Raw genomic sequence first — 14,259 nt, forward strand, 5'->3', positions numbered from 1 at the left:
ATCATGGCAATTGTATGAATATTTTTCGATGGAAATTAAGCAATAATGAGTCTATTTGCTGCTCATGTCAAAAATGCTTCCGATATGGCAATCTACGCTGAGCGAATACCGCAGCAATACTCATCGTCATGGCAAAATCAAGGACACTACCTAGAAATTGATAGAACCGTAAAATTTAGGACGTGATTCTGCCAGTTATTTAAAATTCGTGTCAGAAAAACTGAATCAAAGACATCGCAATCTCACTAATGAGACTTCATTTCCGACAATACGCTCATACTCATACTCATACTCAGGCAGTCTAGCGAGATAACGTCTTTCTCAACCAGTGGATATGATGACCAAATCCGTGTTTCCCATATAACGACATCGCAGTTTGATTGAAATCCCAAACCTCGACAAACATTTGCTGAACACCGTAATCTAAAAACATGGTTTCCATACGATCAATAAGCTGTTTTGCCACACCCTGTTTTCGGTATTCAGGTACGACATACAATTCATCGATGCTTCCCATTAACACAGGTTTGCTCACTGTCGAAATTAGCTCGCAAAAATGTCCTGATACAAACCCTATAACTGTTTCATTAATCGCTGCTACAAAGACCAAGCATTCCGGATCATCAAGATAACGGGCAATACTTTTCTCTTGCTCGATCTCTTCTGCCGTTTTAAAAAATTCTGGGGATTGATGATGATGCTCATCATGCAGTTCAAACATGAGATCATTAAGAGATTCCAAATCCTCGAAACTAGCTGGTTTGATAAGAAATGCCGACATACACAAAGGTCCATAAAAATAGTCCATTTAGTGTCTTCGCAAATTTTAAAGATAGCAAGCCGTTTAATAGGCGGTAACAACCTAATACCTGCTCTACTATCGCTCGCCAATGCCAATAAGAAAACCCCTTACATTCCAACACTCCCTAGTAAAAACTGTATAAGGGGCTATGAACGTAAGGGGTTTTGAGTATAAATGGTTTGAACACACGTACTTTGAATAATTGTTTTTTGAACCAATGTTTTTTGAACAAAAAATGACTTAAAACACTGTCTCAGACTAATGATTCAATCCAATAAAGAGATCTTACGCTAGCGTTTTAATACCCTTTCAATCTCATTTAGGCTACTTGGGTCATCAATAGTCGACGGCACTGTGTATTGTTCACCGTCTGCTATTTGACGAATGGTGCGGCGCAAGATCTTGCCTGAGCGAGTTTTTGGTAAGCGATCAACCACCAACGCATGTTTAAAGCACGCTACCGCGCCGATTTCGTTACGAACTTTACCAACGAGTTCACCTTCAAGAGCAAATTCATCCACTTTAATGCCATCTTTTAAGACGACAAACCCAAGTGGCAACTGCCCTTTAAGCTCATCATGGATTCCTACAACAGCACATTCCGCAATGGCCGGATGTCCACCTACAATTTCTTCCATTTCACCGGTGGATAATCGGTGACCCGCGACATTAATCACATCATCAATTCGGCCCATGATGAATAGATAACCCTCTTCGTCCAGATAGCCTCCATCACCCGATACGTAATAACCAGAGAATTGACTTAGATAACCTGTTTCAAAGCGATCATGGTTACGCCATACCGTTGGCAAACAACTTGGTGGCAATGGTCGTTTCAGCGCCACAAAACCTTGTTGGTTTGCACCCACTGGCATCCCTAGCTCATTAAGAATTTCAACCTGATAGCCTGGGATAGGCTTGGTTGCCGAACCTGCTTTCACTGGCATCATTTCGACACCGGTTGGATTTCCTGCAATAGCCCATCCGGTCTCTGTTTGCCACCAGTGATCGATAACCGGCTTGTTGGTTTTGCTTTGAACCCACTCGAGTGTTGGTGGATCCAATCGCTCACCTGCCATAAATATGGAGTGCAGATTAGAGAGGTCATATTGCTGGATAAAACGGCCTTCAGGATCTTCTTTTTTTATCGCTCGGAATGCGGTTGGAGCAGAAAAAAGGACATCTACTTTGTATTCATCACATACTCGCCAAAACGCGCCTGGGTCAGGTGTTCTTACTGGCTTACCCTCAAATAAAATCGTGGTGCAACCGTGAATCAAAGGTGCATAAACAATGTAAGAATGGCCAACAACCCACCCTACATCAGATGCTGCCCAAAATACGCCATCTTGGGGAATATTGTAAATCGAGGTCATTGAGTACTTCATTGCAACCGCATGACCGCCATTGTCGCGAACCACACCTTTAGGTTTGCCCGTTGTCCCTGAGGTATAAAGAATATAAAGCGGATCTGTCGCCAATACAGGAACACACGCATGAGGCAATGCCGCGCCAAACTCTGTCTGCCAATCTAAGTCACGCTCTAACGAGAGTTCAGCTTCACATTGCGGCCTTTGCAACACAAAGACATTATCTGGTTTCCAACGACTGTCCATGATCGCTTGATCGACAAGTGGTTTATAGGGAATGACTTTATTAATTTCAATTCCACAAGATGCGGTAAGAATCACTTTAGGCTCTGCATCTTCGATTCGCACAGCAAGTTCATTTGGAGCAAAACCGCCAAATACCACAGAATGAATTGCACCAAGACGCGCACACGCCAGCATTGCCATTGCCGCTTCAGGGATCATCGGCATGTAAATGACCACTCGGTCGCCTTTACTCACGCCTTGATTGGATAGCATACCCGCAATTTTAGCAACGTTGTCGCGCATTTCGATGTAGCTATACTGGCGTTTAATACCCGTCACTGGAGAATCATAAATCAGGGCGATATTATCACCTCGCCCTTGTTCACAATGGTAATCCAACGCCAACCAAGAAGTATTGAGAACCCCATCAGGAAACCAACGTTCAATCCCATTCTCATCATTTTTTAAAATGGTATTTGGCGCTTCAAACCAATCTATATTCTCGGCTTTAGCTCGCCAAAAGCTTTCTGGTTCCGTTTGTGCCCAATCGTACTCTTTCTGATATGCAGACATATTGCATCCTCCAGTATGTCCTGAGGTAGATTCCTACTTATAAAGTTGAAATTCGTTATCTAAAGATATCCGAGGGCACTCGCACAACGCCCTCCATTATGATTCTCGCGCTACGGCTCATGATGGCTTTTTCCACGCGCCACCCTTGAGCGGCTTCCGTCGCTTTTGCTCCTACTTTTAATGTTCCTGATGGATGACCAAAGACGACTGACTCCTTTTTTCCTGCACCAGCGGCCAAATTCACTAAAGTACCAGGCACACACGCGGCTGAAGCAATCGCAACGGCAGCGGTTCCCATCATGGCATGGTGTAATTTGCCCATTGAGAGCGCCCTCACGACCACGTCAATCTCTTCTTCGGTGACCGTTTTTCCACTCGAAGATAAGTAACGTTTGGGCTTCGATACAAACGCTATCTTAGGTGTGTGTTGACGGGTTTGAGCTTCTTCTAACGCGTTGATCAACCCCATTTTCAACGCACCATGAGCACGAATCGACTCAAACATCGCTAATGCCTGTACATCATTATTAATGTCTTCTTGCAGTTCCGTTCCTCGGTAGCCTATCGATTCTGCGTCTATAAAAATGGTTGGTATTCCCGCATTAATCAACGTCGCGTTAAATGTTCCTACTTCTGGTACTATCAGATCATCAACCAAATTACCGGTTGGGAACATGCTCCCCTCACCATCGGCAGGGTCAACAAAGTCGACTTGAATTTCAGCCGCTGGGAACGTCACGCCATCAAGCTCGAAATCACCCGTTTCTTGAACAAACCCATTGACTATAGGGACGTGTACGAGAATTGTTTTTTCAATGTTGGCCTGCCAGACTCTAACCGTCACAATGCCATCTTGCGGAATTCGATCTGCAGGCAATAAACCAGCATGGATAGCAAAAGGGCCGACCGCAGCAGACAAGTTACCGCAATTGCCACTCCAATCGACAAAGGGTTTATCAATAGAGACTTGTCCAAATAAGTAGTCCACATCATGGTCTGCTCGTTGGCTTCTAGAAACGATGACCGTTTTGCTCGTACTTGATGTCGCCCCTCCCATTCCATCAATTTGCTTTCCGTATGGATCTGGGCTGCCAATAACTCTCAGCAGTAGGTCGTCTCTCACTTTTCCAGGCACTTGCGCCTGAATGGGCAAATCTTCAAGATTGAAAAACACGCCTTTACTGGTGCCACCACGCATGTAAGTGGCAGGGACTTTGATTTGGCTTTGTGTATGAGTATCCATATTGTTACCCTCACTATTGCGCTAAGAAGTCTTGGGCAAAACGCTGTAATACACCACCCGCTTTGTAAACGTGAACTTCATCTTCGGTATCTAATCGACACGTCACTGGCACATCCACTTCATCCCCGTTCACACGCGTGATAACTAGCGCTAAATCTGCGCCAGGTGTGATCTCGCCGATCACGTCATAGATCTCTGTACCATCGAGTTCTAACGTATTGCGATTTACACCAGATTTGAACTGCAAAGGCAGAACGCCCATACCAACTAAATTCGTACGGTGAATGCGCTCAAAACCCTCAGCAACAATCGCTTCTACGCCAGCCAAACGGACCCCTTTTGCCGCCCAGTCTCGTGAAGAACCTTGACCATAATCAGCGCCAGCGACAACGATTAAAGGCTGTTTGCGATTCATGTAAGTTTCGATTGCTTCCCACATACGCATGACTTGACCGTCTGGCTCTACTCTTGCGAATGAGCCTTGAACAACCTCCCCATTTTCTTTCACCATTTCGTTGAACAATTTTGGGTTCGCGAACGTTGCTCGTTGTGCAGTTAAGTGATCTCCACGGTGTGTTGCATAGGAATTAAAGTCTTCTTCTGGCACATTCATTTTTGCTAGATATTCGCCAGCTGCACTGCTCGCCAAGATCGCATTCGATGGCGATAAATGATCGGTGGTAATATTGTCACCCAAGACAGCAAGCGGGCGCATACCTGACAAAGCCCGCTCTCCTGCGAGCGCACCCTCTCCCTCTTTTTGCCAATAAGGTGGGCGACGAATATACGTGCTCATTGGACGCCAATCGTAAAGAGGATTTGAATTTCGAACCTCATCATTGAGTTTGAACATCTGAATATAGACTTGATTAAATTGCTCTGGCTTCACGTATTCACCCACCACAGCATCGATCTCTTCATCCGATGGCCACAGATCGTTTAGGTAAATTGGTTTACCGTTTTTATCTGTACCTAGTGAGTCACGCTCAATATCAAAGCGAATCGTACCGGCCAATGCGTAAGCGACAACTAAAGGAGGGGATGCTAAGAATGCTTGTTTTGCATATGGATGAATTCGGCCATCAAAATTTCGATTTCCTGAAAGTACTGCCGTTGAGTACAAATCTCGGTCGATGATTTCCTGTTGAATTTTCGGGTCCAACGCTCCACTCATACCATTACAAGTGGTACATGCATAACCGACAATACCAAAGCCAAGTTTTTCAAGTTCTGGCAACAACCCCGCTTCTTCTAGGTAAAGACGAGCAACTTTTGAACCTGGCGCGAAAGACGTTTTCACCCACGGCTTTCTAACTAAACCCAATTGATTGGCTTTTTGTGCAACTAAACCTGCAGCCACGACGTTTCTAGGGTTACTGGTGTTAGTACAAGAAGTAATGGCGGCAATGATCACTGCACCATCAGGCAGTTCACCATCCTTCTCTTGCCACTCGCCTGAAACGCCACGTGATGCTAGCTCCGAAGTCGGCAATCGACGGTGTGGGTTCGACGGACCTGCCATATTGCGTCCAACGGCTGAGAGATCAAATTCGAGCACACGCTCATATTGTGCACTCTCTAAATCATCTGCCCATAAACCGATTTGCTTCGCGTAACTCTCGACTAACTTAACTTGCTCATCATCTCGACCCGTCAACTTAAGGTATTTGATGGTTTGCTCATCAATGTAGAACATACCCGCCGTTGCACCATATTCCGGTGTCATGTTCGAGATGGTGGCACGATCTCCAATCGTAAGATCGCGTGCGCCCTCGCCGAAGAACTCCAAATATGAAGAAACCACTCGCTCGTTACGCAAAAATTCTGTAATGGCGAGAACGATGTCTGTCGCGGTAATACCAGGTTGACGTTTACCCGTTAATTTCACGCCCACGATGTCTGGCAAACGCATCATAGATGGTCGCCCTAACATAACGGTTTCGGCTTCCAATCCACCAACACCAATGGCGATCACGCCAAGAGCATCGACATGAGGCGTATGGCTATCTGTACCGACACAAGTATCAGGGTAAGCAATTCCCTGTTTCGCTTGCACGACTGGGGACATTTTCTCTAGGTTAATTTGATGCATGATGCCGTTACCCGCTGGAATCACGCTGACATTTTCGAATGCCGTTTTACACCACTCAATAAAGTGGAATCGGTCTTCGTTACGACGCTCTTCTATTGCGCGGTTTTTATCGAACGCTTCAGGATCAAAACCCGCATGTTCCACCGCGAGTGAATGGTCCACAATAAGTTGTGTTTCAACCACTGGGTTCACTTTCGATGGGTCCCCACCCTCATCGGCGATCGCGTCGCGTAAGCCTGCTAAATCGACTAAAGCAGTTTGTCCAAGAATATCGTGACAAACAACACGAGCTGGGTACCAGGGAAAATCGAGGTCTCGCTTGCGTTCAATAAGTTGTTTTAAGCTATTCGTTAGTACATTAGGGTCGCACCGACGAACCAATTGTTCTGCGAGGACTCGCGAGGTATATGGTAGGGTTTCGTACGCCCCGGGTGAAATGTCGTTAACGGCTTCTCGTGCGTCGAAGTAATCGAGTTGTGTTCCTTGAAGAGGCTTGCGATAGAGAGTATTGATCGTTGTCGTTATGCTCATGAGATTTGCTTCCATTCAGTCTGTCTTTACCTGAACTCACCGCGGTTTTGTGTAATTAAACATGCGCGATGAAAAGACGCCCCCTACTTAAACGCAGAGGGCCGTCATACGCTAGCGTTGTTCGATTGGTACCCAATCTTGATGATCAGGGCCGGTATAATCCGCACTTGGGCGAATAATACGGTTGTTCGCACGTTGCTCGTAAACGTGAGCTGCCCAACCCGTCAATCGACTCATAACGAAGATCGGCGTAAACAACTTAGTTGGAATATCCATAAAGTGATAAGCCGACGCGTGGAAAAAGTCGGCATTGCAGAACAAGCCTTTTTCGCGTTTCATGACCGATTCAACACGTTCAGAAACCGCATACAGGTGTGTGTCTCCAACTTCTTTAGATAGAGCTTCTGACCAGCGTTTGATCAGCGCATTTCTCGGATCGCTTTCACGATAAATCGCATGACCAAAGCCCATGATTTTATCTTTATTTTCAAGCATCTTAAGAATGTTTGCTTCCGCTTCATCTGGTGTCTGCCAATCTTGAATCATTTCCATAGCTGCTTCATTGGCCCCACCATGCAGTGGACCACGCAGCGTACCGATAGCAGCCGTAATACAAGAATGAAGATCCGAAAGTGTTGAGGCACACACGCGCGCTGAAAATGTCGATGCATTGAACTCATGCTCTGCATAAAGAATCAAAGAACAGTGCATGACTTTTTTGTGTGTTTCGCTTGGTGCTTTATCAGTAAGCAGTTTTAGGAAATAACCGCCAATGCTGTCTTCACTGTTATCGTGAGTTTTGATTCGGACGCCATCGTGGCTGAAGCGATACCAGTAACAAATAATGGCAGGAAAAAGCGCCAGCATTCGCTCAGTAGCATGAAGCTGTTGCTCAAAATCCATTTCTTGCTCCAAATTGCCCAACATAGAACAACCTGTTCGCATCACATCCATTGGATGAGCATCCGCAGGAATGAGTTCTAATGCTTGCTTAAGCTCCGCAGGAAGCCCTCGCAAACTGAGTAAATGTGTTTTGTATGCGTCGAGTTCTTGCTGATTTGGCAAGTGACCGCGTAACAATAAGTGCGCCACTTCTTCAAACTGCGCATGATTGGCAAGATCAGTAATATCGTATCCACGATATGTCAGACCTGTCCCCGTTTTACCGACAGTACATAAAGCTGTGCTTCCAGCGCTTTGGCCGCGTAGACCAGCACCACCTATTTCCGCTTTCTTTTCTACAGAATGAGGCATTGTTGAACTCCTTTTCTGTCTGACTTTCTCTCTTTGGAGCGATACCCTTTAGGGGCCATTTTTGACGCCAGACGAATTTCACGTTATTGGGTTAGAGATTCTTAAATAATATTTCTTGGTCTTCCGTTTGTTTATCTACCACGTAGGGCTATTTCCCCTCAGAGAACAACTTGTCTAGCTTATCCTCGTAATCGTGATAATTGAGATGCTCGTATAACTCTTTACGTGTTTGCATCGAATCAATTAGCGCTTCTTGATTGCCGACTTCTAATAAATGCTTATAAACATTTTCTGCCGCTTTATTCATCGCTCGGAAAGCACTCAATGGGTAAAGCACCATGTCGACCTTAGACTGAGCAAGCTCTTCACAGCCATACAGTGGTGTCTGACCAAATTCGGTGATATTGGCAAGAATCGGTACATGCTTGCCTGTCGCTTGTTCTAAAGCCGCTGAAAATCGTTGATACTGATCCAATTGATTCATCGCCTCAGGGAAAATCATGTCAGCGCCAGCTTTCACATAAGCAATGGCGCGTTCAATAGCACTATCCATCCCCTCAACTGCCAAGGCATCGGTGCGAGCCATAATGACAAAACTCTCATCCTGACGAGCATCAACCGCAGCTTTAATGCGATCGACCATTTCTTGCTGACTCACAATCGCTTTGTTTGGGCGATGACCACAACGTTTTTGTGCGACCTGATCTTCCATATGAACCGCTGCTGCGCCGGCTTTTTCCATAGCCTTAATCGTACGAGCAATATTAAAAGCACCGCCAAATCCGGTATCAATATCCACCAGCAATGGCAGATCACAAGCGTTCGTAATACGATCAACGTCGACTAACACATCGTTTAAGGTCGTAATTCCTAAATCAGGCAAACCGTATGAGGCATTGGCTATCCCCCCACCTGACAAGTAAATAGCTTGATGACCGACATTTTTCGCCATCATTGCCGCGTACGGATTAATCGTACCAACGATCTGTAATGGATTATTTTGCTCTACGGCGAGTCTGAACTTCGCCCCCGGAGATAAGCTCATGACAATTTCCTTCTAGTCTTGACTTTCTGAATGTAAGATTTGTGCCTCAATCAGCTTTCTGCTGCCTGAGATGTGTCTTCTCATTAGCATTTCTGCAAGTTCTTCATCACGATTGCGAATCGCTTGCAAAATGTACTCGTGCTCTTTTAACGCTTCATTAGGACGAGATTGTGCGCGAGGAGATTGATAACGATACATACGCAGTAGATGGTATAGCTCGTTACACAGAAGAGAGATTAATTTACTGTTTCGGCTTGCTTGAATAATGAGGTAGTGGAAATCAAAATCACCATGCTGATGAAAATAGGACGCCCCTTCTACTTCGTCAATATGTTGAGAATGTGTCGACAATAGCATTTCTAAACGGTGTAATTCCTCAAGGGTAATATGACGCGCAGCCAATCGAGCGGCCATTCCCTCTAGCGCTTCACGTACCGCATACAGTTCTATCAATTTTTCAGGAGAAAGCTTGATGACTCGAGCCCCGACATGTGGGATTCGTTCGATAAGGCCAAGCCCTTCAAGACGCATCATTGCTTCTCTTAATGGACCACGGCTCACTTGATACTGCTTGGCGAGCTCGGGTTCTGATATTTTACTTCCCGATGGAATCACACCATTGACGATAGAATCCACCAGCGTGTCCATCAATGTTGTCGACTTCGTCTTTTCTTTATCAGAAACCGCATTTGTAGTGCGAGCTTTCAATTCTGTATTCATCATTCGGCACTCATTTTTTCAACAACAACTGTTAACCAGTTGTTAACTTAAATACAGAGTAAACGAAAACATTGTCGACAATCAAGTAAATTGTCGACAATTTAGACTAAGGTATGAGTCGAAATGGCGTAATTAGTGAAAATCTTTGCAAAAAACCGCAAATAACCAAGTTTAAAAAAGACATTGTTGACAATTGGCAATATAGATAATCAGCTGTTTTTATTAAATAAAACTAGTGAACTCAGGTTGTTCTCAAAGCAAAAATGGGCCGATTACACATTTTGTTTGTATTTCTGAATGTCTACATCATCAATTTGCTGCTCAGGCATATGAGATTTTGCGTATTGTAAGTACACACCGCTTTCCAAAAATAGCATGAACAACTCCATATCTAGGTGATCATCGAGCGCCATTTTGTACATAATATCGATAGCTACACTGACTGGCTTCGCTTTTTTATAGGGTCTATCTGCAGCGGTTAATGCTTCAAATATGTCCGCAATAACTAAGATTCTTTCCGGGATAGAGAGATCATCCGCCGTTAGTTTCCGTGGGTAACCCGTACCTTTTAAGGTTTCATGGTGAGTTGAAGCATAACGTGGCACCCGGCGTAACTCTGGAGGAAACGGAAGAGCTTCTAACATTTTTATTCCGCTGATCATGTGTTCGTTGATCTTAAATCGATCTTCTTCCGTTAGCGTACCCCTTGAAATGCAGAGATTGTACATTTCACCCAAATTATATTGATGAGTGGGTATTTTCATTTTTATTCCGAACTTCGGATCAAACTCCATTTCACGTGTTCGGTTGATAATGTGCTCGGGCTTGTCATCAAGTAGTTTTTCAATCACAGGAAGGTTGTGGTTATTTGGTTGGCGATTCATCTCCTCTATGGGTGACAATCCGATACCATCGTCAAAATGTCGTACCCACGTTTGATTGGCAATTTGCTGTATTCGAGCAATTTTATCTTCCCCCATAAACTCCCCCCCACGTTCGCGTTCGCGATGAACTCGAAATCCATTTCAAGTTGATGGGTTCGTTTTGCGTAAACCTTTAATGCGCTTTGTGAATCGATTTTTTGCTCATAAATGGCTTTTAGATAATCAATTTCAGCATCACGCCTCAAGACTTCAAATCGCGTTCTGATCTCATGGATACGATTATAATTTGCTTCTAATTTTGTCCCTTTGTCGACAATATGCTCCGGCGTGGTTATTTTTCCACAATCATGTAGCCATGCCGCGATACGAAATTCCCGACGCTCATCATCGTCCTTAAAATGAAAGTCTTTAAGCGATCCTGTTTGACACTGCTCAGCGACTTCAGCAAGCATTAAACCAATTTCAGGAACACGGTTACAATGCCCCGCTGTATAAGGAGATTTATCATCGATGGCTTGAGCGATAAGCTTGATAAACGACTCTACAAACTCTTCTTGCTGTTTCTCATGTTGCTGTATCTCATCCGACATCTTTGAGATGGAATCAGACAGTTCAGACACTTCTTTAATTCTTGTATTAACGGGCGTTAACAGATCAAACTTACGCAGTTTAATTTTTTTTGTCTCTTCTCGCAGTGCAAGAATAGGCCGAACAATTGGCGACCCAAACTTCCAAGCAGCAGGCAGGAGTATCGCCATTGCAAATGCGGAAATAGCTATCGCCTTCAATAATCGGCTGGTTACGGCATCAGTAACCATGTCTCCCGGTACCAATACAGCAAAAAAGTCGCTTGTGCCACGGGGAGATGGCAATCGCGTAATATAGAGAAACTTATCTTGCCCTTTAATTTGGACCTCATTCATAACTCGATGCTTATCATCCTGAGTGACGTATTGGTATACTTGCGGATACGGTATGAAGCTCCCCCGCCATTGTTCTGAGCGAAACCATTTCGCTGCTAAAATGGCTTTTTGTATAGGCGTAATCTCGTTAATCACCTGATTAATGATGTCCATCATTTGTTTATTTTCTTGCTTCATCAGGAAAGAAAATTCAATACTTGGCTCTTTCAATTTAACGACTTTTGCTTGAGTGAGTTCCGCCAAATTTTCCATTTCTCTAAGTGTTAAATAGCTATCAACAAGGTATTCAATTTCTCCTTTGTGCAAGGCGCGTTTAGCTGCATCTAAGTTAGTTAACTCTACAACATTGGCACTTGGAAAACGTTCTAGCACCCACTCTTTCATACCGAAACCCGCCACGACCCCTAGTTTGAAATCAGATAAATCACTCAGCGTCTGTGGCATCAAATTGCCAACCGTGGAGGCAACCGCAGGTTCGACCTTAAATATAGGGACACTTTTTATACCCGATACCTCATGAGTCCCCACAATAGGCTGAAGTATGTCAATCTCTCCTTTGGTGTATTTTTCCTCAAGCTCCATCGAGTTGAAGCCATTAACAAAATCCAGCTTGATTCCTGTTCTCTGAGCAATCAGCCTTAATATATCAATCGCATAACCGTCAGGCTTGCCCGCTTGTGAGAAATCATAGGGTGCCCAGTCATTTTGATTAGAAACTACCAGTGTTCCCTTGCTCTCAATGAGCTGACGTTCCCGTTGTGTTAATGCCAAGGGTATGGAATCTGGCATTTTCAGCCCCGTATCTATATCCACATTGGAGGCGATGACTTCACCACGATTGTTAAAGATAAAAGATTCAACGCCACTATCAGCCATCATTCCAAACTCAGAAGAGGAAATTTTATCGATGACAGAAGACAACACCATATCGACACCAATGACAGAACCTTTACTTCGCACAGAATAAGATTGCCCTGTGATTTTTAGGTGCTGAAATAAGTAAGGATCCGTTTTATAAACATTGTTTCTTGGCGCTTTATCAAACCAAGGCCGTCTCGTTGGGTAAAAATTACTCTTCTCTTCTGTCTGACGTGTTTGCTGTAAGTCTTGGGTGTAATAACTCGTGCGTTTCAATCGAGCGTCTCCTGCCCCATTTACTTTAATGACAACCCAGCGTTCATCATTAGTTGCACCGATTTTGTCTCTAATATTAAGCGATGGATGTAAATTAATGATTTGGTAAAAATCTTCATCCTGATTCGCGTAATACAAGCTGTAAAATTCTGGGTTGTCGCCCAGTACCTCAATAAATACGCTTCGAACTTCTTGCTCACTAAAGGTCGTCTGACTGTAATCAACGATACTGCGCAATATGCTCGCGGTACTGGTTGCATTGATATCGATTTGATGAATATGACTACTGACTTCAGCGGCGGTCATGCTCAAGCGAGTAAGAACGTTTTCTTCCGCCATTTGCTTACTGAAATAGTACTGCATACCGATCCCAAGCAATGCTGTCACGGTGGTGGCAAAGATGAATAAACTTCCAACGGTAAATCGAATAGAAAACTTGTGTGATGTTACAGCTTCAAATTTCACCGCCTCTTACCCTCCATGGTATTAGAATTGTGATTATTTTAGGGATGAGTAAACAACTAAGATGCTGAAAATTAGTGCTCTTTCTCTAACAGTATTGTCGAGATTGCTAACTTATCAACCTTGGTAACAAAACAAGTGGTACTTAAACATTTGATGTTAATGAAAAACGTAGCATCGTCACAAAATCAGAGGCAACAAAGCCTATTCCGGATAAGAAAAACCACTTGGAGCGAAGCATTTGAACTAAAACGACTTGGATTAAAGCGCATGAGTTAAACAAACATCAGAATCCAGCGCGACACCACTGCCACGCCGTACTAACTCGAATCTAGACCTTGACTGGACGCCCGCCATCAAACCGCGACAGATAAGAATAGTTTGTGCTCGATGCTCAAAGAACCAGGGTCAAGGACCAAGCAGTAATAACTACTCTTTCGGAGCAAACTGCTCAAAGACCTCCCGCCCTGTCATCTTGTGACTATCTTGATGGAGTGCGTAATATTCTGGCTTTTCATCCGTAAATATTTCGAGCGTCAATTTAGCATCCGACAATGCAAATAATCCGGCTGAAAGCACATACTCATCATTAACCAATAAGTGGTAAAACAAGTGGGTACCACATTCACTACAAAAGCCTCGTTCAGCCCATTCCGAAGACCGATAACGCGTTGGTTCTGCACCTATAAATTGAATGTCTTGACCACCATGCAAAGCATGAAATGCCCCACTCGACCATTTTCGGCACATGTTACAATGACATAAACTCACTTCATTGTGTTCTGGTGCTACCACCTCGATAGCGCCACACAAACATGATCCTTTCACCTCTCACCTCCTATTATCCACTCTGTGACCAACTCGGTTTAATACAAACTCACAACAACGTCTATGGATCCCATTTCACTGTAACCAAGCCTCTCCTTTATCTATTTCCGGCATCAATTAGCCGTCGATTTGTGAGACTCTGCTGCCCAAACATCCATCAAGTATCGGCACAA

General features: G+C 44.2%; 8 protein-coding genes and 1 pseudogene. All 9 read right to left on the reverse strand.

Going from position 1 to position 14,259, the window contains the following annotated elements; translation table 11 throughout:
- Positions 1–301: 301 nt before the first annotated feature.
- Positions 302–781 (reverse strand): GNAT family N-acetyltransferase, encoded by a 480-nt coding sequence (locus VA249_RS07750; RefSeq protein WP_221067573.1) that lies wholly within the window; start codon positions 779–781, stop codon positions 302–304.
- A gap of 311 nt (positions 782–1,092) precedes the next feature.
- The gene (locus VA249_RS07755) at positions 1,093–2,970 is read right to left on the reverse strand and encodes a propionyl-CoA synthetase (protein ID WP_221067574.1); all 1,878 of its coding nucleotides are present in this window, start codon (positions 2,968–2,970) and stop codon (positions 1,093–1,095) included.
- A gap of 55 nt (positions 2,971–3,025) precedes the next feature.
- Positions 3,026–4,213 (reverse strand): 2-methylaconitate cis-trans isomerase PrpF, encoded by a 1,188-nt coding sequence (gene prpF, locus VA249_RS07760; protein WP_221067575.1) that lies wholly within the window; start codon positions 4,211–4,213, stop codon positions 3,026–3,028.
- 13 nt (positions 4,214–4,226) lie between these two features.
- Entirely contained in the window at positions 4,227–6,836 is a 2,610-nt protein-coding gene (acnD, locus tag VA249_RS07765) for a Fe/S-dependent 2-methylisocitrate dehydratase AcnD (RefSeq protein WP_221067576.1), read from the reverse strand.
- Positions 6,837–6,947: 111 nt separating this feature from the next.
- The gene (gene prpC / locus VA249_RS07770) at positions 6,948–8,090 is read right to left on the reverse strand and encodes a bifunctional 2-methylcitrate synthase/citrate synthase (RefSeq protein WP_128810828.1); all 1,143 of its coding nucleotides are present in this window, start codon (positions 8,088–8,090) and stop codon (positions 6,948–6,950) included.
- 148 nt (positions 8,091–8,238) lie between these two features.
- Entirely contained in the window at positions 8,239–9,135 is an 897-nt protein-coding gene (gene prpB / locus VA249_RS07775) for a methylisocitrate lyase (protein WP_221067577.1), read from the reverse strand.
- 12 nt (positions 9,136–9,147) lie between these two features.
- Complete coding sequence (locus tag VA249_RS07780) at positions 9,148–9,855, reverse strand: GntR family transcriptional regulator (protein WP_128812272.1); 708 nt, start codon at positions 9,853–9,855, stop codon at positions 9,148–9,150.
- 272 nt (positions 9,856–10,127) lie between these two features.
- A pseudogene (locus VA249_RS07785) lies at positions 10,128–13,261 on the reverse strand (HD domain-containing phosphohydrolase).
- A 426-nt stretch (positions 13,262–13,687) separates the two neighbouring features.
- On the reverse strand, positions 13,688–14,086 hold the full coding sequence (locus VA249_RS07790) for a GFA family protein (protein WP_221067578.1): 399 nt from the start codon (positions 14,084–14,086) through the stop codon (positions 13,688–13,690).
- Positions 14,087–14,259: the final 173 nt, after the last annotated feature.

Origin of the sequence: Vibrio alfacsensis (assembly GCF_019670485.1) — a bacterium.
In the GTDB taxonomy this organism is placed as follows: Bacteria; Pseudomonadota; Gammaproteobacteria; order Enterobacterales; family Vibrionaceae; genus Vibrio; species Vibrio alfacsensis.